Source organism: bacterium (assembly GCA_035380285.1).
In the GTDB taxonomy this organism is placed as follows: Bacteria; Auribacterota; Erginobacteria; order Erginobacterales; family DAOSXE01; genus DAOSXE01.
The window spans coordinates 1-26412 of record DAOSXE010000006.1; the positions used below are offsets into that span (position 1 = coordinate 1).

Below are 26412 nucleotides of genomic sequence, written 5' to 3' on the forward strand. Positions count from 1 at the left end.
CCTCCGGCGACCTGGCGTTCGACGACGTCCGCGTCACCGGGCCCATCAGCCCCACCCCCACGCCCTCGGCCACACCCACACCCACCCCCACCGCTTCCACGACCCCGTCCCTCACCCCGACCGCGACCCCGACGCCCAGCGCCACCCCCACGCCCTCGGCCACGCCCACCGCCCGCAAGACCCCGACGCCGTCGGCGACACCGACCCCGTCGGCCACGCCCACGCCCAGCGCCACTCCGACGGCTACGCCCAGCGCCACCCCCACCTCCAGCGTTACCCCGACACCCTCGGCCACGCCCACGGCCAGCGTCACTCCCACACCCAGCGCCACCCCGACCCCGTCGGTTACACCCACTCCATCCGTGACTCCCACAGCTTCGATAACGCCTACGCCCTCGGTCACCCCAACGCCTTCGGTCACGCCCTCGCCTACCGTGACCGCCTCCATCACCACGACCCCCACGTGCACTCCCACGCCTTCGGTGACCCCGACCCCGAGCAAGACCCCAACACCTTCGGCTACACCCACGCCCAGCGCCACCCCCACGGTCACTCCCACGCCGTCCGTCACCCCCACCCCGATCACCCCGACTCCTTCCCCCTCCCCGATTATCCCCACGCCTTCCATGACCCCGACCGTCACCCCGACGCCTTCGGTCACGCCCACCCCGAGCGTAACTCCGACGCCATCGGTGACGCCCACACCCAGCGGCACGCCGACCCCGTCGGTTACCCCCACCCCCTCGGCCTCGCCCACGCCCTCGGCTACCAGCACCCCGAGTATTACTCCGACGCCCAGCATTACCCCCACGCCTTCGGCCACTCCGACTTCAACCGCGACTCCGACTCCCTCGGTCACCCCCACTCCCAGCGTCACTCCGACCCCGTCGGTGACGCCCACGCCCAGCGCCAGCCCGACTTCCTCGATCACCCCGACCCCGAGCGTTACGCCCACGCCCAGCGCCACCCCCGCCACGTCGCCCACGCCTTCGGCCTCGTCCACCCCGACGGCGGCCAGCCCCTCGCCCACTCCTTCGCCGCGGGCGACGGTTCCCTACCTGGCCGTGGGCGGCGACGATTATGACGGGGACGGCACCACCGATATCGCCCTCTGGCGGCCGATCTCGGGGAAGTGGCTCTACAAGGCCAGCGGCAGCGGCCTCACCGTCACGCAGAAATGGGGATCTTCCATCGACGTGCCCGTTCCCGGGGATTACGACGGCGACGGGACCGTCGACCTGGCCTACTTCCGACCGCCGCTGGGCATGTGGTACGTGCGCGGGCTGACCAATTTCTCGTGGGGGGGCACCGGCGACATCCCGCTCCCCGGGGATTACAGCGGCAACGGCACGATCGAACCCGCCTTCTGGCGCCCCAGCGAGGGTAAGTGGTACATCCTCCCCGATCCCGACGATCCCGGGACCGGCTACGAGATCCAGTGGGGTCTGGGTTCGGCCGGCGACATTCCCATCCCCGGGGATTACGACGGCGACGGTTCCGAGGATTTCGCGGTCTACCGCCCCAAGATCGGCGGCTGGCTCGTCCACGATATCTACCGCCTGCGCTGGGGGGTGGCCTCCGACCTGCCCCGGCCGATGGATTACGACGGCGACGGCGTGACCGACCGCGCGGTCTGGCGCCCGGGCGTCCAGACCTGGCTCATCGACGGAGCCGCCAAAGTCAGGCTGGGAGCGGCCACGGACTGGCCCGTGACCGGCGATTTCGACGGGGACATGGTCAGCGACATCGGTATCTTCAGACCCGCCAGCGGGATCTGGTTCATCCGCTACGACGCGGTCACCACCGAGACGGTCAACTTCGGCCTGAACGGCGACGAGCCGGTGGTCGGCCGGCCCTATTAACCGGCCGCCTTCCCTACTCCCCCCGATGACGGGAACGCCCGTTGCGGTGCGTTGCGCTCCGTGTTACCTTTAAGAGAAACCGGAGAGCATCTGATGAAAATCCCGTATTCGTCTCTTATACTGGCCGCAGCCGTGATCGTGGGCGCCATCCCCGGCCCTGCGGGAGCGACCGCGACCAGGATCAGCGTCATGGCCGCCAACATCACTTCCGACGGACAAAAATACGGCCCCCCCGGAATCCGCTGTTTCCAGGGCCTGGCCCCCGACATCGTCCTCATCCAGGAGTTCAACCCTCCCGACGGGCAGACCCTGGAGCAGTTCGTCATGACCGCCTTCGACTCCTCCTTCGAATTCTACTGCGAACCCACCGGGAGCATCCCCAACGGGATCATCAGCCGCTACCCCATTCTCTCTTCCGGCTACTGGACCGACAGCCAGGTCCCCGACCGCAACTTCGTCTGGGCCGTGCTCGACATCCCCGGGGAGATCGACCTGCAATGCGTCAGCGTTCATCTTAAAAGTGAAGAAAGCGGCACCCAGAACATCGAGGCCAACGCCATCAAGGACTACGTCGCCGCCAACTTCGACCCCGACCAGTACATCGTGGTCGGGGGCGACCTCAACACCTCCTCCGAGGGCGCTTCCGCCATCGGCACCTTCGACACCTTCCTCAACGCCAGCAACCACCGGCCTCGTGACCAGGAAGGTGATAAAGACACCAATGAAAATCGAAACGCACCCTACGACTGGGTGATGCCCAACGCCCTCCTGGACGCCCGCAACACCGGGGTGGTCTTCCCTTCCCGGACCTACAACGACGGGCTGGTCTTCGATTCCCGGGTCTTCACCCCCCTCTCGGAAGTCTCCCCGGTCCAGGAAGGCGACTGCCAGCAGTTTCAGCACATGCCGGTGATGAAGTGCTTCAACATCCCCGTCACCACCCCCACCCCCGCTCCCTCGCCCTCGCCGCGGCCGACCATCGCCCCCCCCTACCTCCTCGACGAGGGTTTCGACGGCTACCAGACCGGGACCCGGCCCGCGGGCTGGACCTTCACCGGCTGCGGCCAGGACTCCGACACCTACCTGGAGACGGGCTATTACGGGCGAACCGCGCCCTCGCTCAAGCTGGACGGCGACGGGGACCGGATCGAAACCTCCGCCTTCGCCGGGCCCCGGCAGCTGACGTTCTGGTACCGCGGGGTTTCCGCCGGAGGCGGCGACGCCCTGGCATTGGAAGAGTTCTACGGCGCTTCCTGGCAGGCGATCGAGACCCTCTACTACCTCCCGGAAGGTGGAGACCAGAGCGGCCCCTGGGACTTGAACCCCTCCACTTCCCAGCTCCGCTTCACCTTTTATCGGACCTCCGGGGCCCTGGCTTTCGACGACGTCGCGGTCAACGCCATCGTCATCACCCCCTCCCCGACCGCCAGCCCGCCCCCCACCACGAGCCCCACCGCCAGCCCGGTCCCCACCGCAACCGCCGTTCCCACCTGCACTCCCCCTTCCAGCCCGACCCCATCGTCTACCCCAGCCCCCACCCCGACCCCGCCGCCGCGGCGTGCGGTGGCCGGCGACTACACCGGCAACGGGACCACCGATGTCGCCCTTTTCCGGCCCTCGTCCGGGCTCTGGCTGATCCGCGGCTTCACCCGGGCCTACTTCGGCGCCGGCACCGACTCCCCGGTGCCCCGCGACTACGACGGCGACGGGGCCTGGGAGATCGCCGTCTTCCGCCCCGCCAGCGGCAAGTGGGCGGTTGCGGGCGGAGCCACCGCCTACTATGGGGCGGCCTCCGACGTCCCCGTTCCCGGCGATTACGCCGGCAACGGCACCGACGCGATCGCGGTCTTCCGTCCGTCGATCGGGAAATGGCTGGTCCGGGGCTCGACCGGGGTCTATTACGGGTCGTCCTCGGACCGGACGGTGCCGGCGGACTACGACGGAGACGGATCCGTCGAGGTCGCCGTATTCCGTCCGTCGATCGGAAAGTGGCTGATCCGGGGCGGTAGCGGGGTGTATTTCGGCGTCTCCGCCGACCAGACCGTGGCCGCCGATTACAACGGCGACGGCTCCGCCGATATCGCCGTCTTCCGGCCGAACAGCGGGCGCTGGTTGGTGCGGGGAGGGGCCAGCGCCTACTTCGGCCTCTCCACCGACACCCCGGTCCCGGGGGATTTCAACGGGGACGGGTCCGCCGATTTCGCCGTCTTCCGGCCGGACAGCGGCAAATGGCTGATCCGGAACCTGAGCGCGGTTTACTACGGCGTTTCGACCGACGTTCCGGTCGTCCGTTAAGCCCTCCCCGGCCGAGGAAAGGGATCGAACGGGCGCGGGAGAATCAGCTCTGAAGCGCCTGGTCGAGCAGGGCCGCGAGTTGATCGCGGCCGACCGCGCCGATCTGGCGGTCGACCTCGGCGCCGCCCTTGAAGACGATCAGGGTGGGGATGCTCATCACCCCGTAGGAAGCCGCAATCTGAGGGTTCTCGTCGACGTTGACTTTACCCACCCGGGCCCGGCCTTCGTAATCCTGGGCCAGGGCCTCGATAGTAGGACCCACCATCCGGCAAGGCCCGCACCAGGGTGCCCAGAAATCCACCAGAACCGGAATCGGAGACTCCAGAACCTTCTCGCGGAAGTTACCGTCATTGAATTCGAGCGCCATGACAACCTCTCCTCGATTTAGAGTTAACGATTAAGGTGCTCCCGGGCGGCGATCGCCGCGACCGCGCCCTCTCCACATGCGATCGTGATCTGCCTAAGGTTCCCGGAGCGGATATCCCCGGCGGCGAAAATACCGGGCACCGACGTTTCCATCATGGCGCCGGTCACCACCCGGCCGGTTTCGTCCAGGTCCAAGAGGCCGCCCAACCAGGCCGTATTCGGCTCGTGCCCCACATATTCGAAGATGCCGCTCACCGCCTCATCCCATTCCCGGCCGGTCTCCCGATCCCTCAGGCGGATGCCCTCCACCTTCTTCTCGCCGAGAACGGCGACGGGGACCGCCCCCAGTGCCGTTTCGATCCGGGGATACTCCCCCAAACGTTCCTGGAGCAGGCGGGAACCCCGGAACTCTTGCCGCCGATGAACCAGCAGTACCCGGGAAGCGAACCTGGTCAGGAACATCGCCTCTCCCAGGGCGGCGTCGCCGCCTCCGATCACGGCCACGGACTTATCCTTGAAGAACGGGCCGTCGCAGGTGGCGCACCACGACACCCCCCGTCCGGCCAGTTCGTTTTCCCCGGGGATGCCCAGCCGCCGGGGACGGCTGCCGGTCCCGAGAATAACCGCGGAGGCGCGGAGATTCCTCCGCGAAGTCCGGATGCTGAATCCGGGCGACCCCGCCGAGAGCTCCAAAACTTCCTCGTTTTCCGCCAATTCGGCGCCGAATTCCCGGGCCTGCTCCGCGAATTTCAGCGCCAGCTCCGCTCCGGCCGCTCCCCCGGGGAAACCGGGATAGTTTTCGATCAGGGCGATGTTGACCGGTTCCCCTCCGCAGAGGCCTTTCTCGATCACGACCGTCCGAAAACGGTCGCGGCCGGCGTACACCGCGGCCGCGAGGCCGGCCGGCCCCCCGCCGACGACGGCGATATCGTATTCGTTGCCGCTCATTAGTTTTTCCAGGGGTGTTTCTTCCTTGAAAACGGTCATGGTAGCATTTCCAGGAAAGGATGGAAACCTCCGGGAAGCCAAAAAATTGACGCCGGAAGCGGGACAAACGAATATGATGCAGCCTCGTCCATGAGAACGTTGCCAGGCCATCACCATCGACCCAGTGGGAGAACGGGGATCGGGATCCTCCTGATGGCGGGGACCGTCATCCTCTGGGGAGTACTGCCGTTTTTCCTCAAAGCCCTGCTCGCCCAGATGGGAGCCATGACCATATCCTGGTACCGCTTCCTGATAGCGGCCGGCCTGCTGTACCTGTTCATCGCCCGCAGACGGGGACCGGGATTCCCCTTGGAGGTACTGAAGGGGCCGCCGCTGCTGCTGGCGGGGGCGGCCCTGGGCCTGGCCGGCAATTACATGACCTACGTCCTCGCCTTGAAGTACGTCGGGGCCGCCGTCGCCATCGTCGTCATCCAACTGGGACCGTTCTTCATGCTCCTGGGAAGCTTGGTTGTTTTCCGGGAACAATTTTCCGTCCGGCAGTGGATCGGCGCAGCGGTGCTCTTCGGAGGTATGGCCTTGTTCTTCAACCGGGACCTGCCCGCCGTCTTCCTCCCCGGTACCGCCACCGGAACCGGCGTGGCGATCCTGGTGGCATCGGCGCTGTTTTGGTCCGTATATTCCCTGGCGCAGAAACAGCTCCTGAGCCGATTCCCTTCCCAGGAGATCATGTGGTTCATCTACTGCGCGGGGGCCCTGCTGCTCCTGCCCCTGGCGTCTCCTGGGGAGATATTCCGCCTGAACCCGACCGGGCTGCTGCTCCTGGGGTTCTGCGCCGCCAACACGCTGGTGGCTTACGGCTTCTTCGCCGAAGCGCTGGAACACCTGGAAGCTTCTCGGATCAGCGTGGCCGTGACGCTTTCCCCCCTGGTCACCCTGGCGGTAGCCTGGGCGGCCGCGAAAACGATTCCGGGGTTGCTGCCGCCGGAGCCGCTCTCTCCCTCCAGCCTGCTCGGGGCCCTCATGGTCGTGGGCGGATCCATCCTCGCGGCCGCCGGGGGCACCAGGTCCCCCGACTTCCGCCGCTGATTCCCTCCCGCTCAGCCGGCGACCAGCAGGAGAATCCGGATGAGCGCTCCGTACCCGGCCCGGAAGGGGAAAAACGCCAGGTTCATCAGCCCCGGGATCAACCAGGCCGCGATCATGAAGACCAAAAACGCCTGAAACCCGCGGGCCTGCAGGGAAGCGTACCACCGCCGGGCCTCGCCCCGGAGGAAATAACCCAGTATCCAGGAACCGTCCAGGGGCGGGATCGGCAAGAGGTTGAAATTGGCGAGGATGAGATTGATCTGCACCACCCTCAGAAGCAGTGGGATTACCGCTCCCGGCAGCCCCGACGGCGAATGCCTTCCCAGAACCAGAACCGGGAGGCAGAGCAGGAAAGCGGCCAAGGCCAATAGAATATTGGCTCCCGCTCCCGCGAACGAGACCTTGACGTGATCCCGCTGGCCTCCCCGCAGACGGTAGGGGTTGACCGGGACCGGCTTGGCCCCCCCGAAGATGATTCCCGGCCCATGAAGCAGGGCGGACTGAAGGGCGAGAAACGCGGGGAGAAACAGGGTCATGAAGGGATCGATGTGGGGCAACGGGTTCAGCGTCAGCCGGCCGGCGTCCCGGGCGGTGGAATCGCCGCACTTCAGCGCCACCCAGCCATGGGCGATTTCGTGGATAATCACCGAAAAAATAAGGATGATCAGATTGGTTGCGATCTCGATAACCATGCTTCGGCTCCGCGGGGGCAACTATACCAGTTCGAGAGCTCCCTGAACACGTGCAAATACCTCCGTACGGCAAAAGCCGTCTTGCTTCGCACCGCTCCCGGCGCTATCATCGGCCATGATCCGGTTGGCCTTGAAAACCCGATCATACCTGGAAATGCTCACGGTCCTGGGGGTGATGGTCGTCCTCACCCCCTTGACCCAGAGCCGCGAAACACCGCTGGCCGATTTCATCCTTTCCTTTTCCTTCCTCCTGCTTCTTGTCGCCAGCCTGCAGACCGTATCCACGCGCGGGATCAAGCCCCGCTCGAAATGGGTCCGGGGGGGAATATACGGCGCCGCCGGCATCGCTCTGATATTGGACATCGGAGACCTCATCTTCGGGCGCCAGCATACCCCGGACATGCCCTGGCTGCGGGGGCTGAGCACCGCCTGCTACGCGGTCCTGCTCGGCGCCGTCTGTTGCGTGATCGTCAAGGACCTGTTTTCCGGGAAAAAGGTCTCCGTCGATAAAATCTACGGCGCGATCAGCGTCTACCTGCTGATCGGAATGTTCTGGGTCTGCCTGTACAGCCTTCTCTGCCTGGCCGATCCCATGGCCATAACCTACGCGGATGGGTCCCGGGTCAACGCTTACGGAACCATCATTTATTTCAGCTTCACCACCATCGCCACCGTGGGGTACGGCGATATCATTCCCCGCTCCCAGATCGCCATGACCCTGAGCAACCTGGAAGCGGTGACCGGCCAGATGTTTCTGGCCGTGGTCGTCGCCCGGCTGGTGGGATATTATATCGCCCAGTCTAGGGACCAGGCGCCGGACACGACGAACTGATTTTCCGGACTTGACTCTTTTTTTTACCGCGGTAGTATACCTACCGGTAGGTATACATGGAAATCGCTCCACAGACCAGGGAAACCATTCTCAAAGCGGCCCTGCAGGTTTTCACCAGTCGGGGTTTCGCGGGGGCCTCGATGCGCGAGATCGCCGAATTGAGCGGCGTGACCAAGCCCACCATTTATTACTATTTCGCCAACAAGGAAGAACTCTACCGCTACCTGGTGCGAACCATCCTGGATGACTTCAACGACAAGGTGGTGGCGGTAGCCTCGGGGACCGGCGCGCCCGGCCGCAAGCTGCTGGATGTCGCCCGGCTGCACATGAATTCCTGCCAGGAATTTCCCGATTACATCAAGCTGTTCATCATGGCGATCTACCGCCTGGATTCCTACGCTCCCCCCACCGATATCGCCCAGTACGGGAAACGCGGCATCGATTCCATCGCCGCTATCGTTCGGGAAGGTATCGATTCGGGGGCCTTCAGGGAGGTCGACCCCGTCAAGGCGACGTTACATCTCCTCGGGGCCCTGCATATGCAGGAGTTGCTCGTCATGAAACGGCACCATGACTATCTGACCCTGCCGGCCGCGACTCCCGAGGAACTGATAGGGCTCTTCCTGGAAGGAATCGCGCGACGATGAAAATAGCGCTGACGATCGGACTCTGTCTCCTGGTCGGGAGCGCCGGAAGAGCTGCGATCGCCCCCGCCCCCTCCCCCACCGTCCCGGTCTATACCCTCGCCGATTGCCTGGAAATGGCGTACGAGCGAAACGCTCAGATCGAAACCGCCGCCGAAGAGATGGAAGCTGCCGGCGGCATCCGGCTGCAGGCGATCTCGGACGCGGTCCCCCACCTCAGCGGAGACGCATCCTACACCTACCTCGACCGGATTCGATATTACGAATCCGGAGACGAGACTCTTCCCGTCAACCGGCACGACAACTACCACGTCGGGTTGACGCTGGAACAAAGCGTCTACCAGGGCGGCCGCGTCATCGCGGGGATCAGGGCGGCGGACCTGCTCAATGATTATTCCGAAGTCTACCTCGCGGAAACCCGGATGGACGTCGCTTACCGGGTAAAGGAGTTTTTCTATCTCCTCCTCCAGCAGGAGGAGGTGGCTCGGATCCGGCGCGACACCGTCAAGCACATGACCGATTACCGGGATACCGCGGAAAACAAGTTCGAACAGGGGACCATATCGGAGTTCGACCGTATCACCGCCGAGGTAAAACTGGCCAACTCCGTTCCGCCGATGATCCAGGCCGAAAACCAGACCGATATCTACAAGACGTCGCTGGCCCGCGAATTGGGGCTGAGCGAGCAAACCTTCGGCGTACACGGCCGGTTGGAGTACGTCGATTTCGACGTCCCCCTGGAGTCTCTCAACATTCTGGGTAAAGAATACCGGCCTCTTTTAAAACAAATGCGGTTGATGGAGGAGATGAGGGAACAGGAAGTCAACGCCGCCCGCGCCGGTTACCAGCCCAGCGTTTCGCTTTTCGCTTCCTGGGTGGGGGATTATCCCGACGACGAGACCCCGCCCGAAAGCGATTTTCAAAACGAATGGTTCGCCGGCGCTCGGCTCACCTGGCACCTGTTCGACGGCCTTAAAACCCCGGGCAAGGTCGCCGAGGCCCGAGCGCGGCTGAACCAGGCCCGGATCGCTTCCAGCGACGCCGAGCGCACGGTGCTGCTGGCCATCAAGCAGGCGTACCTGGATACGCTGGCCTCGAGGAAGGCCCTGGAGAGCCAGAAGGAAACGGTGGCGCAAGCGGAAAAAGCCTATCAGATCGCCAAGATCCGCTGGGATAACGGAATCAGCACCTCCCTGGAGCTTACCGACGCCGAGCTGAACCTGTCCGAAGCCCGGGTCATGTTCGAACAATCTCTGGCCTACTACCGGATTTCCCTGGCCGCGATAGAGCGTTCCGTCGGAGTTCCCCTGGAGGAAATGAAGCGGGTCGGCCCCAGCGGTGGCCGGGCGCCAATGGAGAGAGGAGATTCGGGTGAATAAAATCGTTGTTGTTATCGGTTTGCTGGCCGTTGTGGTCGTGCTGGGCGTTCTGGTCGGCGGCCGCATCCGGCAGAAAAACCGGATGCAGCCGGCGCCCACCATCGAAGAACTGCAGAGCGGTTCCGGTTACCCGGTCCGCGTCGCCGGGGCGGCACGGGAGGATATCGACGATCTGATCGAGGTGGACGGAACGGTGGAACCCGACCGCAAGGCGGTACTGGTCTCGCGATACGACCGGCTGATCGAAAGCATATCCGTCGACGAAGGCGATCCGGTGGCCGCCGGCGACGTCCTCGTTGTCCTCGAGCACAAAGCCGTGGAATTACGGGTCGAGGCCGAGCAAGCGGCTCTGGACGAGGCCGAGAAGAACCTGACCCGGGCCCGGGCCCTCTACAGTTCGGGGGCCATTTCCCGGCAAGACCTCGACCGGAGCGAAGTAGCGACGGACCGCATGAAGGCCTCCCTGCAGGAAAACCGGGAAGAGCTGGAGAATATGTATCTCGCCTCGCCTCTCACGGGGTTTGTCTCCCGCCGGTACCGGGAACCGGGAGAGCTGTCGGGGGTCGGGGAACCGCTCCTGGAAATCGTCGATATCGACCGGGTCGAGGTGCATTGCCGGATCTCCGAACAATTGATCGCCGGCATCCGCCGGGGACAGAACGTCAAGGTGCGTTTCGACGCTTACCCGGAAAAAACCTGGGAGGGGACGGTCGACACCATTAACCCCACCGCCAACTCGATCAGCCGCCTCTTCACGGTCAAGATCGGCCTGAACAACCGCGAACACCTCCTGCGCCCCGGCATGTACGCTCGGACCTCGATCGTCCGTGAAATCCACGAGCAGGCGGTTCTGATCCCCCGAAGCGCCCTGGTCAGGAATGAGGAGGGCGAGTCCGGAGTCTTTCTGGTCTGCGCCGGGAACTCCGCGCATTTCCAGCCCGTGCGCACGGGCATCGTCGCCCGGGAAATGGTCGAAATCCTGGGAGGCATGGACGGAGACTGCTTGGTCGTAGTCGAAGGACAGGACAAGCTCGCGGACGGCGCAACCGTCAAGGTGATCGCCGCGGACGAAAGCGGAGAGGAATAACCGTGTTTCTCTCGAACCTCGCCATCAACCGCCGGGTACTGACCCAGGTCATCATCCTCATCTTCGTCATCCTGGGGCTGGTCGGCTACCTGGACAGCCCGGTCGATCTTTTCCCCAAAGTCGATATCCCCTGGGTGAGCGTCGCCACCATCTACACCGGAGCCGGTCCACGGGAGATCGAAACGCTCGTGACCAAGCCCCTCGAGGAGGAGTTGAGCACCGTCGAGGGGCTGAAACACATAACCTCCCGTTCCGAGGAGGGCCTTTCCATCATCGCCCTCGAATTCGAACTGGGAATCGACACCGACGCCGCCGCCGCCGATGTCAGGGACAAGGTGGCGTTGGCCGAACCCGATCTTCCCGAAGACGCGGAGAAACCGCTGGTCAGCAAGTTCGACCTCAACGCCATGCCGATCATGTCCCTGGCGGTGTCGGGGAACCGGCCGCCCCAAGAGCTTTACCTCCTGGCCGACAACAAGATCCGTTCCGCCATTTCCCGGGTCAGGGGGGTGGCCAACGCCGACATCATCGGGGGCCAGGAACGTGAGATCAGGATCGCGGTCGACCAGAAGAGACTCAACGCCCTGCACCTGCGGTTCGACGACATCTTCTCCGCGATCAGGCAGGCGAACCTGGAACTCCCTTCGGGCCATATCACCGAGGCCAGCAACGAGTTCACGATCCGTCTGGCCGGGAAGATCGAGGAGTTGGAGGAATTCCGCAAAATCCCGATCATCACCAAGGAAGGAGAGACCATCCGCCTGGAGGATATCTGCGAAATCGAAGATACCGTCAAGGAGGTCCGGGAGCTCGCTCGTTTCCAGGGCAAGCCCTCGCTCGGAATCCTGATTCAGAAGCGATCCGACGCCAACACCATCGGCGTAGCCGACGGGATATATAGGACCATCCGCGACCTCAAGCGCCTGCTGCCGAGCGACATCGAAATCGAAGTCTCGACCGACAACTCCGTGTTCATCCGCAACTCCCTGGGCGAGGTCACGAACAACATCGTCATGGGGATCGTCCTGACCGCGGTGTGCCTCTTTTTCTTCCTCCATAATTTCCGCAGCACCCTGATTATCGCGGTCGCGATGCCCACCAGCATTATCTGCACATTCTTCCTGGTTTATCTTTTCGGCTTTTCCATCAATATGCTGAGCATGTCCGGTCTGGCCCTGGCCGTGGGGATACTGGTGAACAACGCCATCCTCGTCCTGGAGAACATCCATCGCTACCTGGAGATGGGAAAGGACCGGGTCACCGCCGCCAAGGTCGGGACTTCCGAAATCGCCGCCGCCGTCGCCTCCACCACCTTGACCAACATCGTCGTATTCCTGCCGGTCGCTTTCATGCAGAGTATCGCCGGGCAGTTTTTCCGCCAGTTCGCCATGGTGATCGTATTTTCCACCATCTTTTCGCTCTTTATCTCCTATACCCTCACTCCCATGCTGGCTTCCAGGTTCCTCCGCGAAACACGGGAGAAAAAGAAGGTGTTCCAGGCCTGGGAGCGTTTTTACGACCGTCTCTCCGAAAAATACGGCCGGTTGGTCGGTACAATACTGAGAAGAAAAGCGCTGGTGATCGGCCTGACCGTGGTCGCATTCGTCCTCTCCCTTCTGCTTACGCCCCTGATCGGTTTCGAATTTTTCCCGGCAACCGACCAGGGATCGTTCAAGATCGCGGTCGAGACGCCGGTGGGAACTTCCCTTCAGGCCACCGATGCGGTGGTGCGCCGGGTAGAGGCCCTGGCCGAAAGCATCCCCGAAAAAGAAAAAATCTTCGCCATGGTCGGAAAAACATCCAGCGCCCACGGGGGGAGCACCTCGGGGATCAACCTGGGTGAAGTCGATATCGATCTCGTCGACCTGGAGGCGAGAAACCGTTCGACCGGGCAGATTATGAACTCCCTCCGGCCGCTGCTGGCGGAGATTCCCGGAGCGTCCTTCACCCTCCAGGAGACCGAACAGGGCGGCGGCGGAGGCGACAAACCGATCAAAATCGAGATCAGCGGCGATGATATCGAAACACTCAACCGGCTGGCCGCCGAAATCATGAATCTGGCGGCGACCGTTCCCGGCGCGGTCGACATCGACAGCGACTGGAGGAGCGGGAAACCGGAACTCTGGTTCCTTCCCGACCGGGAAAAAGCCGCCGAATATGGGATCACGGTAGGAGACATCGCCCGGGTACTCCGTAGCTCCTTTTCCGGAGAAGTGGCTTCCACCTACCGGGTATCAGACGACGAATTCGACATCCGGGTAAAATTGCGCGAGGGGGACCGGCGATTCCAGGAACAGGTCCGCAACCTCACCCTTCCGGCCGCCGACGGCAAACCGGTTCCCCTGACCGCCGTCTGCCGAATCGAAAACGGTGAGGGCCCCACCACCATCACCCGCAAAGACCGGAGCCGCACAGTCACCGTCTCGGCAAATGTTTCCGGGGTCTCGGCCGGAGAAGTAGGGCGGAGCCTGGGCCGGCTCATCGACGAAAAGATGACTTTCCCCGAGGGCTATTCCTACTTCTCCGGGGGGGAGATGGAGATGATCGCCAAGGAATTCGGGGAACTCATCAAAGCCCTGATCCTGGCCATCTGCCTCACCTTCCTCATGCTCGCCGGGATTCTGGAATCATGGCGTTTCCCGGTCATGATCATGCTCAGCCTGCCCCTGGCCCTGATCACGATCCTACTGGCCCTCTTTCTCACGGGGGCGACGATCAATATCATGTCGCTGATGGCCATCATCATGCTGGTCGGGCTGGTCATCAACAACACCATCGTCATCGTCGATTACGCCAACCACCTGCGCCGCAACGGGAATGGAAACATTTTCGACGCCGTGGTCCAGGCCTGCCAAGTCAGGCTACGGCCGATCCTGATGGCGAACCTCACCACCGTTATCGCCATGATCCCCCTGGCCCTGGCCAAGGGAGCGGGAGGCGGCTACCGGGCCTCCATGGGGGTGGTTTCGATCGGGGGAATGATGGGAGGGGCATTTCTCGCCCTGATCGTGATGCCGGCCGTCTATGTCCTGTTCGCGTCGCCACGGGAGGCTTTCCGTTTCCGGAAGCGCCGAGTCGTCTCCTCCGGCGACGGCTGAGTAGAACTTGGCAAGACCGTCCGGTTCTGTTATTTTCAGTGCCGCACGACACTATGTCCGAAACGCAAGGGGGCTTACCGTGAGCGCCGATCCTATCTCCCCGAATGAATTGACGGTTTTCAGAATCATCTGGAAAGCGCGGCTGAAGATATCGGCGGCGACGCTGATCGTGGGGGTGATTGCGGGGGGGGTCAGCTTGTTCCTTTCCAATAAGTATTCCGCGACCGCGGCGATACTGGTTCAACAGCCCGAGCTGCAGGTCGAAGGCGAGGCTCCGCCCCCCAACGTCGAAACTCTGCGCACGCTGGTGGAGGCCGAAAGCACCAAGCGGGAGCTGTTCGAGCGCTTGCAAGAAGAAGGAATCCTGGCGCCGGAAATGGATTTCAAGTCTTTCGGCAGGAAATTATCGACCGAAATCCTGCATCAGCGCGACCGGGAAAAAACGGCTCTGCCGCTGATTCAACTCACGGCCGTCACCCGCGATTCCGAGCTCTCCGCCCTGATCGCCAACCGCTGGGCGGCCATCGTCCTGGAAAAGACCAGGAGCATTCATACCGCCGGGGTGGAGGAATTGGGTCAGTTCATCGGCACGCTGTTCGCCCAGGCGGAGAAATCGCTTAAAGAAAGCGAAACCCGCTACACCGAAGCGTACCTCTCCTCCGAAATCGAGATCAACCGATCCATCATGGAAAACCTGACGAAGACGAGACAGGTCGCATACTCCCGGTACCTGGACTACACCGAAGAACTGGTTCAGAAAAAGGCCATCCTCGACGTCCTCACCCAGACCATGGCGGAAGATGAAATCAACGGCATCTGGAGGGGCAAATATTATTTCGAGAAACTCCTGACCGGAGACAGCGCCGGATTCGCCTCTCAAACCGAGGGAAGGGACGAGTTGGCGATACTGGCCTCCAACCTGTATCGGAGCCAGGTTCTCCTGGCAGAATTCGAAGAAAAAAGCAACCTGCAGTTCAAGGAAATGCAGCTCAAGAACAAAGACCGCGAACTGGAACATATCTCTACCGAGATCGTGCAGGCACAGAATCGTCTGGCGGTCATCGCCCCCCAGTACGAAGGGTTGCAAGCGCTGCTCAAAACCCTCTCCCCCACCCTCCTCCTGAAGAAAGCGATCACCGACGACGCCCTGTGGAACAAATTTTTCTCCGAAGGGTTGCCCGGCAACGCCGATCTCCCGGTGCTGGCGGAGGAGGAAATCAATCCCGTCTATTCCTCGCTGCAGGGGGATTTGCTCAATAAGTCGGTGGAGATCAAGGGACTGAAGGAGCAGATCAAATTCTACGATCAGAAATTGAAGACCCTGCAGGAAGAAGTCAGCCTGCTGGCCAAGGAGATCAGCAGCCTGCAATCCACCAGAAAATCATATCAGGATTCGATCCAGCGTGATCAAAGCCTTTTCGACAACCTGGCCGACCGCTACAGTGAAAACCGAAAGACCGTCAACAACACCGCCTTCGAGGTCGACCGCCTACTGGGTCTGAGCCGAGCGCAGGAAGAGGAAGTGGCCCGAATCGACGGACAACTCCGGGAACTGGGACAGAAGATCCTCACCTGGCAGGATCGCCTTTCCGCCCTGCAGAGAACCGTGGAAAGCAGGCGGCAGATCCGCGATTCCCTGGCGGCGCGCGCCGGCGAAGTGGATATGCTCAACGTGTCCCTGCAAGACGTCTCCCGGTCGGGGATCGCGCTGCTCTATTCCGCCCAGGCCGATCCGGCCAAAGTCGGTCCGCACCGGGTCCGGTTGATCCTCGCCGCCATGCTCGTCGGCTTCCTGGCGACCTCGGCGATTCTGGTCGTCTCACGCCTGGGCCGAATTTCCTAAGCGGGAAACCGACCCCCCCTCCATGATCGACGGAGACAGGCAAATAAACCCTCGCGGGTGGGTTTTCTGGTTTCTACCCTGCCTGTGCGTTCTGGCGGCATTGCCGAAGATGATGTCGGGGAACTATCTTCCCAAAACATTCTGGGCTTCCCTGACCATCGGCGGCGGGCTGTTACTGTTACTCCCTCGCCCGAATTCCCGGCTGCGGATAAGTCCCTTGGGAGCGGTCTGGGTTCTTTATCTCGCCTGGGCGCTGATTTCCCTTGCCTGGGCGCCTTCTCCGCGGCCCGGCCTGGAGCGGTGGGGAGCCGTCTTCCTGCCGACCTGCGGATATCTCCTGGCTGCCCGCACCCGTTTCTGGGAAAACCGGGCCTGCTGGGGAGCTTTTTCCATTCTGGTCGGGATCGTGGCCGGCATCGGTATTCTTCAGTACATGTACGAGGAGCTTCCCCTGATCCACTGGTTTCAGGGGACCGCGGTGCCCCGCTCTACCATGGGGCAGCGAAACTACGCCAGCATGTACCTCATGCTCGCCATTCCTTTCCTGTTCTATGCCTGGTTCAAACTGAGAAGGGCGATGGCTTTCGTGGCCCTGGCCGCGGCCCTGCTCGGGGGCATATTCCTGCTCCTGGCGAAAACCCGGGGAGCGCTCGTCGGGTGCGGGTTGGGGCTGTTCTTCATTCTGGCGGCAGGCGGCCTGAAAAAAGTTCGTCAGGAACCGAAGAAATTGAGGGTTCTGTTGGTTCTGCCGATTTTGGTCGCGGCGCTGGCCCTGGTCGTACAACCTTCCCCGAAAGTTCGGGAATCAATCGGGCGAAAACGAAATCTCGCTCAAGTATTCCCGACCATCCTGAATCCGGCGCAGAGGCTCGACTTCTGGAGGCCGTGCCTGGGGGTTACCGACTTCTGGCGGGGGGCCGGATTCGGGAACTTTCCCGTCGTCGCCACTCCTTCAACTGCCCAGGGTCTGGTCAAAACCCTGAATTGGGAAGTCCACAACGACTACCTTCAGGCTTTTGTCGATCTCGGGCTGGTGGGGTTTCTGCTCTTTGCCGCCGCCTGCGGGCTTCTGCTCCGGGGCGCCTGGCGCGGGAGAAACACCGGAACGGGCTTGGCCGCGGGTGCGGCTGCGATCGGAATGTTGTTCATGCAATTCACCACGTTCACTTCCGAAAAGGTCAGTTCCCTGATCTGGTTCGCAGGGATTGCGGCCGTCATCAATACTCCGGAGCGAAAGCACCCCCTGCTTTCCCTCCCGGTTTGGCCCGGGTTTTCCCGGCTTGCCAGCCGTCTGGCCGGGCTCCTGCTGCTCTTTCTGGCCGCCGCCGCCGCTCTGGCCATCCGCTCCGACCGGCGATTCCGCCAGATAAGCGAGGAAGCGGCGGAAGCGGCGGCGATGGGACACGCGGCCGGAGAAGAATCGTCTCCGCAGAAAAAGCAGCGGATATATCTGCTGTACCGGCAGCGGAGGGAAATAGTCATGGCCGAGCTGGACGACCTCAGGGAAAACTATCTCCCCTGGTCCTGGTTCGATGCCAACATGCGCCATATTTCCCTGCACCAACTGGCCGAGATCTCCATGGACCTCGGGGACGCCTACCACGCCGACTTCTTTTCCCGGGAAGCGCTGCGGCTGCACCCCCACGACCGCACCTGCATCACCTTCCTCGCGTATAACGCCCTGCGCGAGGGCCGAACGGTCGACGCCGAACACTGGCTGGAGAGGGGGATGCAGGTCTTCGGGTGCGATCCCTACCTGCCTTTTTTCTGCGAAAAGTTGGCCGCGGTTCTCGAAAAACGCGGGGATACCAAGCGGGCGCGATCCATCCGGAGCCGCCAGGCCGCCAATTTCGTACGGGTACCGGCGTCGCCGCAGCCGCCCGACTGGACCGCCGGCGTCGAGCCGGAAACGAACCTGTCCTGGGGCCGGGAGGCCAACCGAAGCTACGACGTTTATTTCTGGGAACGCGGCGGACCCCAACCCCGATCCCCGGCCCTGGCGGTCGAAGGCTTCGACCCGGTGCGGCCGCCGATTCCCCTGGAACCAGGCAAAGTTTATCTTTGGAGGGTGACGGCTCAGGGGACGTTCGGGTCGGCTACCGGACCTATTTGGTCTTTTCGGGTGGGGCCGGTCGCCCTTGACCGGGAACAGCCCCTTGATTAGTATTTTACGTAATTCCTGATTCTATCGGAGGTGTCTTCTCATGAACTCGAGGTTGTTTCCGGCCATGGTGCTGGGCATAAGTTTTTTAGCCGTCAGCGGATGCGGGCCGAAACCCGACGAGGGGGAACCGGACTGGTTTAAATCGACCAGCACCGGCAAGAACCTGAGCAACCAGGCTCTGCTGATCAGGATCGACGACACCGACGATCTTTTTATCCTTTATGGGATGAAACGCCAGTACGTCATGCGAGGCGGAAAATCTCAAGCGATCGTCAAGGCTCTCGACGAACGAAGAGATCAAATCGTGGACGCCCACGACCGCCAAACGGCGATCCCCGGCAAACTCGATTTCATCGACTGGAACATCCAGCGCGTGGGCGACGGCTCCTACGAAGTATCGGCCTATTTCGTGGTCACGGGGAAAATGGATCGGGACTGGCGTTTCAAACTGGTGGCGAAAGTCGACGATTCCCACGTGGACAGGCTTCCGCCGGACTCGCGCAAAGAGAAACGCCTCCGGTATAAAATGGCCCCGGAAACTTCCACCTGGGAAGTGGGAGAACATAAAATAGTGAGTCATATCTTCAATTTTCAGCCGATCCCCTATGAAATTTTCGGGGTTTTCTACCTCTATCCCGAGGGGACCTACGGAGATACGTTCGAATACGGGTGGTTCGCCGATCCGGATCTGCAACCCGGCCCGACCCAGGCCGGCGAATGAAAGCCGTCATCCTGGCCGCCGGCCGAGGCACGCGCCTGGCCCCTCTCACCGACATCAAGCCCAAGTGTCTCGTTACCTCCAGCGGCCGACCGATTATCGACTTCCAGATCCGGGCTCTGATCGAGGCCGGCGTCTCGGAAATTATCGTCCTGGCCGGCTACCGCGCCGAAATGATCCGGAAATTTATCTCCGGGATTCCCGATCCTAAGCCGGGGATACTGATCAATCAGGAATGGGATCGGACCAACAACATGTACTCCCTGTACCTGGCCCGCAACCGCCTGGCCGGAGAACCATTCATTCTGGCCAACGGCGACGTCATCGTCGCGCCGGAAGTTATTTCCGGGCTGGTAGCCGACCCCCGCGACGATCTCATCGTCAGTCAACCGGGAGCGTGGAACGAGGAATCTATGAAAGCGGTCGTCGCTTCCGACGGTTCTATCTGCGATATCAGTAAAACTATCCCCCCCGAACAGGCCCACGGACTCACCTGCGATATCTACAAGTTCTCCGCCGCCGCCGGAGACGCTTTGATTCGAGAAGCGGAAAAAGTAATCGAAAGCGAAAATAACCGCAACGAATGGACCGAACTCGCGCTCCAGCGGCTGATGCAGTCCGGGAAGATAGCCATGGAACCCTTCGAAATCAGGCAAGAGCAATGGCTGGAGATCGACACCCTCGATGACCTGGCCCGGGCTGACACCCTTTTCAGCCCGCTTTCCCCCGAACTTCCGGGCATCAAAGCGGTTTTCTGCGATCTGGACGGGACCCTCTATCTCGGGGATTCCCCGATCCCGGGAGCCTCGGATTTCATCGGCCGGTTACGGGATCGAGGAACCAAGGTCTTTTTCATGTCCAACAATTCCTCCCGCGGCAAAGCCGGGTATATCGATAAACTGAAAACCATGGGGATACCGGCACGAGAGCCGGATATTCTCCTGAGCACGGACGGACTTATCGATCACCTGAAGAAAACCGGCGCCGCCGAAACCTGGACGATCGGGACCGAAGCCATGAAGACCCTGCTGCGGGAAAACGGCATAGCCACCGATTCCTCCGAACCCGATTATGTGGTTCTCGGATACGACACCGAGCTGACCTACCCGAAGATCCGTCAAGGCGCCCTGTTTTTAATCCGGGGGGTTCCTCTGCTGGCCACGCACCCGGACATGGTCTGCCCCACCCCCGACGGGCCCGTGCCCGACATCGGTTCCATGATGGCGCTGTTAAAAGCCGCCACCGGGGCCGAACCTGCAAAGGTGTTCGGAAAACCCAACCCGGAGATGCTCTCGCCGACGCTGTGCAGGCTGGGCATCACCCCGCAAGAAGCGGTCGTCGTCGGCGATCGCCTCTATACGGATATGGCGCTGGCCCGAAACGCCGGTTGCCGGGCGGTTCTCGTGCTCAGCGGGGAGACGACGAGAAGCCGGGCGGAAAACCTCCCCTGCCCCGCCCTGATCGTAGCAAGCGTGGCGGAACTCGCCTGAGCGGAACTTCTCATGGGAAGATTCCCGAAAAAGCTTCTGACGTTTCTGCGCATCTGCGCCGTTTCCATCTTCGGATGGGCGATCCTCGTTCCGCTTTCCCGGCTGTTCCCCAAAAAAAGAGGGTCGGTTCTTTTCATCGAACAGGCCCCGGGTTTGTTCGCCGACAACTGCAAATACCTGTTCCTCCACCATGCCCGCACCAGGGAAGGCGGCGTCTTTCTCACCCGGGATGCGCAAACCGCCGATCTGCTCCGTAACGTTTCTCTTCCCGTCATCAGGGGAAGGTCCCTGCGGGCCTGGGGCGCTTTGTTGCGCGCCGAAACCGTGGTGGTGGACGGTTTCAGTCTCAGAACCGGTATCAGGTTTTTCATTGCCTACGGCAGCCGTAAAATTCAACTCTGGCATGGGTTTCCGCTGAAAAAGATCAACCTGCAGCGTTATCCCTCGCCCCACTCGCTCCCGGCCCGGACCGCCCTGGCCTTCTGGACTTTCGCCGGGCGTTTTCCGCTTTACGACCTGCTCCTTTCCACCTCCTCGTTCTGCACGGAACGGGCTTTGGCCGGGGCGTTCCGGGCCCGCTCGGTCACCGACGCCGGGTACCCCCGGAACGACGTCCTTTTCCGCTCGCCAACGGCGGAAGATCTTCTGGGAACGGACGCTGCGGCCATGGCCACCCTGGGACGACTGAAGGAGCAAGGAAAGTACCTGATTCTGTACGCTCCGACCTTTCGGGACAGCGGCGGGGACGCGGTGTGCGACGGCGCCCTGGATCTGGAGAAGCTCGACGACTTTGCCCGCCGCGCGGGGGCTGTGGTCGTTTTCAAAGCCCATTTCAACGAGGACGTCCGCCCGGACGCCGCCCGGTATCGACACCTGCTTGTCTACGGGACCGGAGCCGATGTGTACCCGGCGCTCCCTCTTTTCGACCTCCTCGTCACCGATTATTCTTCCATCTTTTTCGATTACCTGCTGACCCGGAAACCGGTGGTGTTTTTCCCCTACGACTATGAAAAATACATAGTCCGCGACCGGCCGCTCATTTTCAACTACCGGGACATGACGCCGGGGCCGGTATGCTTCACCCAGCATGAATTGGAGGAAGCCATTCGTACGATCATGAGCGGTGACGATGCCTTTGCCTCCCGGCGGGAAGAAATGCTGGCCAAGGCGTTCACTTTCCCGGACGGGAACAGTTCCGAAAGGATACTCAAACTGCTGGAGACGGGATGGGAGAGTTGAGAAAGGGCCTGCGCGATTTTCTGGCCACCTTCGGCGGAAGAATCGGAGCCATGTTTCTGGGCATCCTCTCCCAGGTGATCCTGGCGCGGGTCCTGGGACCGGCCGGGAGAGGCTCTTTATATATCTGTCAGGTATACCAGTCCACCCTGGCCCTTATTTTCGCCGTCGGCTGCGACACCGCCGCCGTTTACTACGTATCCTCGCGCCGGTACTCCCTTTCCGAGGGTGTGACGTACACCCTGGTCAACGGCTCCATCTCGTCGCTGCTGGCGGTTGGGGCGGGCTGGCTGATGATTTATTCGGGACTGGAGTTCTTCGACAAAGCCTCGCCGGCCGATTTCCGGATTTCGCTGCTGCTGGTGCCGATTACCCTTTTCAGCATGGTCTTCCACACTCTCTTGACTGCCGTGGGCCGGTTCGGTGCTTTCGGCACCCTGGTCGTGATCCGCTCCCTGGTTCAAGTCGTCGCCACCATCCTGCTGGTACAGCTCGCGGGCTGGGGAGTAAGCGGAGGATTATGGGCGACTATCGCCGCCTATGCTTCCGCCCTCGCCGGAGCCTTATACATCCTGTTCGGCAGGGAACGGGCGCGACTGGTCAAGCCATGTCTCCCGCGCGCGCTGGAAATGTTTTCCTACGGAGCCCGTTATTATCTGGGAAAACTCAGCAACACCGCCAACATGCAGATCGGCCCCATCATCATCGGCTTCCTGGCCAAATCCGAAGCCGAACTCGGTTATTTTTCCGTGGCCCACCGGCTCCTGAAACAGATCGAATCCATCCCCGAAGCTCTCGTTACCACCCTTCTGCCGAGGGTGGCGGAAGCGGCCGACGGCCGCAAGCACCTGGTAGCCCAGACCGCCCGGGTGACGCTGGTGGTATGCGGAGGGATCCTTCTGGCCATAGCCCTCCTGGCGAATCCATTGATTTCCATTCTCTACGGATCCGAGTTCGCGCCCGCCGTCCCGCCTCTCCAGATCCTCTGCCTGGGGATCGGGATCAGGTGCCTGGGCAAGGTCGTCGTTCCCTACCTGGTCGGAACCAACCATCCCGGGTTCGCCTCCCTTGCCGTCGGCGCCGGCGCGGTCGTCAATATCGGGCTGCTCTTCCTCCTCATTCCCCTCCTCCAGATCGAAGGAGCGGCCTGGGGCATGACCGGAAGCTACGTCGTAAGCACCCTCATTATCCTCTACGGCTTCCACCATTTCAGCGGAGTGCCGATCTTGGAGATGTTTCGGTGCCGACAGGCCGATTTTGCCGATATGAAGATCCTTATGAAACGCCTCCGCCGGGGAAACCGGAGATGAGAATGGCCGCCGCGCTGACCGCGCTCTCCCTGTTGTTTTTCGCCGCCGGCGTCAACGGGGTGGATCTCGGCCTACCCGGCTTTATCACCGGAAAAAGGATAGGGCTGATCCTCCTGACCGCCGCCATGGTGATGGTACCCCTGAAAAGAGCGAGCATACCCCGGCCGGCTCGCTATGCTCCCTGGGTACTGGCGGCCATCGGGGTCTGGGGTTTGATCTCGCTTCTGATTTCGCCGGGCGATTTCGGCCTCGGCCTGGGATTGGTGACGGCCTGGATACTGACCGCTTATGCTACCCTGGCTTTCGCCCTGATTTTTTCCTGGATCATTCCGGATCAGAAACGCTTTTTCGTCACCTGCATGGTCGTATCCGGGGCTCTCGTCCCCATGGCCGCGGTCGCTCTGCTTTTCCGTCACGGGGGCCTCGACATTTTTTTTCAGCTCATTCCCCTGAGAATGGCCCTCGACTCCCTGGAAAGCGGGATGAGCCGGTTTTTGAACGGTCTGTTTTTCCTTTCTTTTTTACCGTTTGCCGCCGTACTGGGAACGGTTCGGGTCCCGCGGTGGCTCTACTGTTTATCCCTGGCCGGGATGGGGGCGTTTCTCGCCCTGGCGCTGACCTCGGGTTCCCGACAGACGGTGGGGGCGATCGCCGCATATCTTCTCACCCTTTTTCTGATAGGGACGCTGCTCGACCGCTATTCGATGATGGAGAAAACGATCACCGGAAAAAGAAAATGGCTGATGACCGTCTTCTCTCTGGCGGCATTTACGGTTGTTCTCCGAGTCATCTTTCAGCAGGAGGATCTCGAGGCCAACATTCATCGCAGATTCATCGAAAAGACCGATCAGCAGTTCAACGAGGGCCAGATCCGTCTCGAAATTTCGAAAATCGCCTGGAATACCGTCGCGGACCATCCCGTTTTCGGCGTGGGCCCGGGAGTTTTTCCGATGCTGCCCGAAAATTATACGGAATACAGTCCGCATAACGGCTACATCGGAACCATGGTAGAATATGGATTTCCGGCTCTGGCGGCTTTCTTGGCCCTTATAGCTTCGGCCTTGATCACAGCCTGGAAAAAAAGGAACGACGCTTACGTTCGGGGAAACGGCGATATTTTCAAGGCGACATTGAGTTTCTGCGTGATTTTCGCGATCTGGACCATCAACTTCAACGATCTGGCCCGCGAATATTTTTTCTGGGCAAGTCTCACGCTCATGATCGTTTCCCGGTTCAAACCTGACCTCCAAAAACCGGAGGGAGTGAATCAATGCCCGACCCGCTTTTCAGCGTAACCATAGTCACCCGAAACCGCCGGAAGGAATTGAAACGGGCCCTGACCTCGGTTTTTACCCAGCACTACCGTCCCATCGAAGTCGTGGTCGTCGACAACGATTCCGGAGACGGATCGGGGGAGATGGTCAGGGAGAAGTGGCCCGAAGTCCGTTTGATCGAACTCCACCGCAATATCGGCTGTCAGCCCGGACGCAACATCGCCATGAAGAACTGCCGCGGCGAATTCATCTTCAACCTCGATGACGACGGATGGCTGGCTGAGCGGACCCTGCAGTTGATGAAAGCGGAGTTCGACCGCGATCCCCTGCTCTGGGTCATCGGCGCCCGGATCGAAGTTCCCAGCGGCCTCTCCCGGGGGTGGAGTACTCCCCTGGAGGGAGAAGAGCGGCGGTACGCGGCCAATTTTCCCGGTTGTGCGTCAGCTTTGCGCAAAGAAGCGTTGGAGACGGCCGGGTTCTTTCCCGAATATGTCCGGGGTCATTCCGAGGCCGACCTCTCCCTGCGCATCCTCGACCGGGGAAAACGGATCCTGTATCTCCCCGAAGCCGTGGTTTATCACGAGCCGTCGGAAATCGAGCGTCAGCGAGGCGCCGTCCGTTATTGGGGCATACGCCATCGTCTGGAAACGGCTCTGCGGCTGGAACCGTTTCCTTATATCTTGTTCGATATTCCCTGGAAAATAATGCTCGACCTTAAGGGATCACTGAGAGATCGGACGGTTCTTTCCTTTCTTCGCGGTATCGGGCGCTTTGTTTACGAAATCCCACTGATTGCAAGCACCAGGAAGCCGGTCCGGATGGAAACCATGGTTTTGAAAGACTACCTCTCATCGCACCGGTTACGAACCGCGGACGAGTTCCCCTCGACGCTGCAGGGATATTCGCTCCTGGCCGGATTGCGGGACAGATTTTCCGGAAGACACTGAGATCGCAATGGATTTTCCACAGCCCCTTGTCGCCGTTTTCACCGCCACCGACAGCGACCCACGATACGCCAAGCGGGTTGCGCAACTGGCGGCAGCGGGACTCGAAGCGGTCGTGTTCTCCTTCACCAGACACGACCACCGCTCTTTTTGCTTCGCTCCCGAAACCGAGGTTGTTTCCCTGGGAAGCATCCGCGACGGCAAATATCTGCAACGCCTGCCTCTTCTAGCCCGGGCGGCGGCGAAAGTCCGCCGACGCCTGCACGGTAGCGGACGGAACCTCCTTTTTTTTACCACTTCCCCGGACACGCTGGCGCTGGCTCGTTTCTCCGGTTTGCGCGCGGGAATCCACGAGGTGGCGGATATCAGGACCGGCGAAGGGTTCGGCCGCTGGTTCTCCTGGAGCGAACGTTTTCTCTTTTCCTCCGTCTCCTCCTTGATCCTGACTTCTCCCTACCACTATCGGGACTTTTATCGGCCCCGGAAGCTGATCGACGCCGAGCGGGTCTTCATCATCGAAAACCGAGTGAACCCGGGCTTGGCGGACCGACGTCCGACAGCGGCGCCAAAGACTCCGGAACGGCTTCGGTTGGGCCTGATCGGCCTCCTCCGTTACAGTCGGCCCATCGAGTTCCTTCTCAGGTTCATATCCGAAAATCCCGGACGCTTCACGCTCGATTGTCACGGAGTCGGATCTGTAACCGAGGCGATCGTTCGCAACCAGGGACCGGATATCAGGTACCACGGTCCTTTCCGCAACCCCGAAGATCTGGCTTCCATCTACGGGAATATCGACCTGAACTTCGTCGTCTACGACGCCTCTTCTCCCAACGTCAGACTGGCGATTCCCAACAAGCTGTTTGAATCCACTTTTTTCGGAGTGCCGCTGCTCTGCGCACGGGAAACTGCGCTGGAAACGGAAGCAAAGATCTGGGGAGTCGGTTCGGGGATAAGCCTGATCGGTTACGAAGCATTCGCCCGCTCCCTGAGCGGAATCTCGGTCCCCCTGGTCGAAACCATGAAAGCGGCGTGCATGAGAATTCCATCGGAACGACTCCTCGATCGAGGCGAGCTGATCGTGGCCAGGGCCGTCGAGCGGGTTCTTTCTGACATTTACCCGGCATAGATATATAATTTTTTTCGC

At 61.5% G+C, this 26412-nt stretch carries 21 protein-coding genes; 17 read left to right on the forward strand and 4 right to left on the reverse strand.

What is annotated here, in order from left to right:
* On the reverse strand, positions 1 to 373 hold a 373-nt coding region (locus tag PLZ73_03330; GenBank protein HOO76897.1), incomplete at its 3' end, for a hypothetical protein.
* Between PLZ73_03330 and PLZ73_03335 the strand changes: the two genes are divergently transcribed.
* Together PLZ73_03335 and PLZ73_03340 are read left to right on the forward strand one after the other, a co-directional pair.
* On the forward strand, positions 363 to 1862 hold the full coding sequence (locus tag PLZ73_03335) for a hypothetical protein (GenBank protein ID HOO76898.1): 1500 nt from the start codon (positions 363 to 365) through the stop codon (positions 1860 to 1862). The genes PLZ73_03330 and PLZ73_03335 overlap by 11 nt on opposite strands.
* Before the next feature lie 93 nt (positions 1863 to 1955).
* Positions 1956 to 4157 (forward strand): hypothetical protein, encoded by a 2202-nt coding sequence (locus PLZ73_03340; GenBank protein ID HOO76899.1) that lies wholly within the window; start codon positions 1956 to 1958, stop codon positions 4155 to 4157.
* A 43-nt stretch (positions 4158 to 4200) separates the two neighbouring features.
* Here PLZ73_03340 and trxA read toward each other — a convergent pair whose 3' ends face one another.
* Positions 4201 to 4524 (reverse strand): thioredoxin, encoded by a 324-nt coding sequence (gene trxA, locus PLZ73_03345; GenBank protein ID HOO76900.1) that lies wholly within the window; start codon positions 4522 to 4524, stop codon positions 4201 to 4203.
* A 23-nt stretch (positions 4525 to 4547) separates the two neighbouring features.
* The gene (locus tag PLZ73_03350; protein ID HOO76901.1) at positions 4548 to 5510 is read right to left on the reverse strand and encodes an FAD-dependent oxidoreductase; all 963 of its coding nucleotides are present in this window, start codon (positions 5508 to 5510) and stop codon (positions 4548 to 4550) included.
* Between the two features lie 90 nt (positions 5511 to 5600).
* Between PLZ73_03350 and PLZ73_03355 the strand changes: the two genes are divergently transcribed.
* Entirely contained in the window at positions 5601 to 6557 is a 957-nt protein-coding gene (locus tag PLZ73_03355) for a DMT family transporter (GenBank protein ID HOO76902.1), read from the forward strand.
* Positions 6558 to 6568: 11 nt separating this feature from the next.
* On the opposite strand, the gene PLZ73_03360 is transcribed toward PLZ73_03355, so the two are convergent.
* The gene (locus PLZ73_03360; protein HOO76903.1) at positions 6569 to 7249 is read right to left on the reverse strand and encodes a site-2 protease family protein; all 681 of its coding nucleotides are present in this window, start codon (positions 7247 to 7249) and stop codon (positions 6569 to 6571) included.
* A 115-nt stretch (positions 7250 to 7364) separates the two neighbouring features.
* Between PLZ73_03360 and PLZ73_03365 the strand changes: the two genes are divergently transcribed.
* The 14 genes from PLZ73_03365 to PLZ73_03430 all read left to right on the forward strand — a co-directional run bounded on the left by PLZ73_03365 (position 7365) and on the right by PLZ73_03430 (position 26394).
* Complete coding sequence (locus tag PLZ73_03365; GenBank protein HOO76904.1) at positions 7365 to 8081, forward strand: potassium channel family protein; 717 nt, start codon at positions 7365 to 7367, stop codon at positions 8079 to 8081.
* Positions 8082 to 8137: 56 nt separating this feature from the next.
* Positions 8138 to 8728 carry a TetR/AcrR family transcriptional regulator gene (locus tag PLZ73_03370; protein HOO76905.1) on the forward strand — a complete coding sequence of 197 codons (591 nt, stop codon included), beginning with the start codon at positions 8138 to 8140 and terminating at the stop codon, positions 8726 to 8728.
* Entirely contained in the window at positions 8725 to 10104 is a 1380-nt protein-coding gene (locus PLZ73_03375) for a TolC family protein (protein HOO76906.1), read from the forward strand. The genes PLZ73_03370 and PLZ73_03375 overlap by 4 nt, the downstream gene beginning before the upstream one ends.
* Positions 10097 to 11191 (forward strand): efflux RND transporter periplasmic adaptor subunit, encoded by a 1095-nt coding sequence (locus PLZ73_03380; protein HOO76907.1) that lies wholly within the window; start codon positions 10097 to 10099, stop codon positions 11189 to 11191. Before PLZ73_03375 ends, PLZ73_03380 begins: the two co-directional genes overlap by 8 nt.
* 2 nt (positions 11192 to 11193) lie before the next feature.
* Positions 11194 to 14289, forward strand: a complete 3096-nt coding sequence (locus PLZ73_03385; GenBank protein HOO76908.1) for an efflux RND transporter permease subunit — start codon at positions 11194 to 11196, stop codon at positions 14287 to 14289.
* A 79-nt stretch (positions 14290 to 14368) separates the two neighbouring features.
* On the forward strand, positions 14369 to 16132 hold the full coding sequence (locus PLZ73_03390; GenBank protein ID HOO76909.1) for a Wzz/FepE/Etk N-terminal domain-containing protein: 1764 nt from the start codon (positions 14369 to 14371) through the stop codon (positions 16130 to 16132).
* 217 nt (positions 16133 to 16349) lie between these two features.
* Positions 16350 to 18296, forward strand: a complete 1947-nt coding sequence (locus PLZ73_03395; GenBank protein ID HOO76910.1) for an O-antigen ligase family protein — start codon at positions 16350 to 16352, stop codon at positions 18294 to 18296.
* Between the two features lie 40 nt (positions 18297 to 18336).
* Positions 18337 to 19017 carry a hypothetical protein gene (locus PLZ73_03400; GenBank protein ID HOO76911.1) on the forward strand — a complete coding sequence of 227 codons (681 nt, stop codon included), beginning with the start codon at positions 18337 to 18339 and terminating at the stop codon, positions 19015 to 19017.
* Positions 19014 to 20504: an HAD-IIA family hydrolase gene (locus tag PLZ73_03405; GenBank protein HOO76912.1), complete on the forward strand. Its 1491-nt coding sequence runs from the start codon at positions 19014 to 19016 to the stop codon at positions 20502 to 20504. The genes PLZ73_03400 and PLZ73_03405 overlap by 4 nt, the downstream gene beginning before the upstream one ends.
* Positions 20505 to 20516: 12 nt before the next feature.
* A complete protein-coding gene (locus tag PLZ73_03410) occupies positions 20517 to 21743 on the forward strand; it encodes a CDP-glycerol glycerophosphotransferase family protein (protein HOO76913.1) in 1227 nt (408 codons plus the stop codon).
* Positions 21731 to 23050, forward strand: a complete 1320-nt coding sequence (locus PLZ73_03415) for a polysaccharide biosynthesis C-terminal domain-containing protein (protein HOO76914.1) — start codon at positions 21731 to 21733, stop codon at positions 23048 to 23050. The genes PLZ73_03410 and PLZ73_03415 overlap by 13 nt, the downstream gene beginning before the upstream one ends.
* Positions 23047 to 24345, forward strand: coding sequence for an O-antigen ligase family protein (locus tag PLZ73_03420; GenBank protein HOO76915.1), 1299 nt, complete (start codon positions 23047 to 23049; stop codon positions 24343 to 24345). Before PLZ73_03415 ends, PLZ73_03420 begins: the two co-directional genes overlap by 4 nt.
* Positions 24321 to 25271 (forward strand): glycosyltransferase family 2 protein, encoded by a 951-nt coding sequence (locus tag PLZ73_03425; GenBank protein ID HOO76916.1) that lies wholly within the window; start codon positions 24321 to 24323, stop codon positions 25269 to 25271. Before PLZ73_03420 ends, PLZ73_03425 begins: the two co-directional genes overlap by 25 nt.
* A gap of 7 nt (positions 25272 to 25278) precedes the next feature.
* Complete coding sequence (locus PLZ73_03430; GenBank protein HOO76917.1) at positions 25279 to 26394, forward strand: hypothetical protein; 1116 nt, start codon at positions 25279 to 25281, stop codon at positions 26392 to 26394.
* Positions 26395 to 26412: the final 18 nt, after the last annotated feature.

Coding starts and splice junctions, on each gene's coding strand:
- PLZ73_03340 (HOO76899.1), top strand. CDS start 1,956: ATGAAAATCCCGTATTCGTCTCTTATACTGGCCGCAGCCGTGATCGTG.
- trxA (HOO76900.1), bottom strand. CDS start 4,524: ATGGCGCTCGAATTCAATGACGGTAACTTCCGCGAGAAGGTTCTGGAG.
- PLZ73_03350 (HOO76901.1), bottom strand. CDS start 5,510: ATGACCGTTTTCAAGGAAGAAACACCCCTGGAAAAACTAATGAGCGGC.
- PLZ73_03355 (HOO76902.1), top strand. CDS start 5,601: ATGAGAACGTTGCCAGGCCATCACCATCGACCCAGTGGGAGAACGGGG.
- PLZ73_03360 (HOO76903.1), bottom strand. CDS start 7,249: ATGGTTATCGAGATCGCAACCAATCTGATCATCCTTATTTTTTCGGTG.
- PLZ73_03365 (HOO76904.1), top strand. CDS start 7,365: ATGATCCGGTTGGCCTTGAAAACCCGATCATACCTGGAAATGCTCACG.
- PLZ73_03370 (HOO76905.1), top strand. CDS start 8,138: ATGGAAATCGCTCCACAGACCAGGGAAACCATTCTCAAAGCGGCCCTG.
- PLZ73_03375 (HOO76906.1), top strand. CDS start 8,725: ATGAAAATAGCGCTGACGATCGGACTCTGTCTCCTGGTCGGGAGCGCC.
- PLZ73_03400 (HOO76911.1), top strand. CDS start 18,337: ATGAACTCGAGGTTGTTTCCGGCCATGGTGCTGGGCATAAGTTTTTTA.
- PLZ73_03405 (HOO76912.1), top strand. CDS start 19,014: ATGAAAGCCGTCATCCTGGCCGCCGGCCGAGGCACGCGCCTGGCCCCT.
- PLZ73_03410 (HOO76913.1), top strand. CDS start 20,517: ATGGGAAGATTCCCGAAAAAGCTTCTGACGTTTCTGCGCATCTGCGCC.
- PLZ73_03415 (HOO76914.1), top strand. CDS start 21,731: ATGGGAGAGTTGAGAAAGGGCCTGCGCGATTTTCTGGCCACCTTCGGC.
- PLZ73_03420 (HOO76915.1), top strand. CDS start 23,047: ATGAGAATGGCCGCCGCGCTGACCGCGCTCTCCCTGTTGTTTTTCGCC.
- PLZ73_03425 (HOO76916.1), top strand. CDS start 24,321: ATGCCCGACCCGCTTTTCAGCGTAACCATAGTCACCCGAAACCGCCGG.
- PLZ73_03430 (HOO76917.1), top strand. CDS start 25,279: ATGGATTTTCCACAGCCCCTTGTCGCCGTTTTCACCGCCACCGACAGC.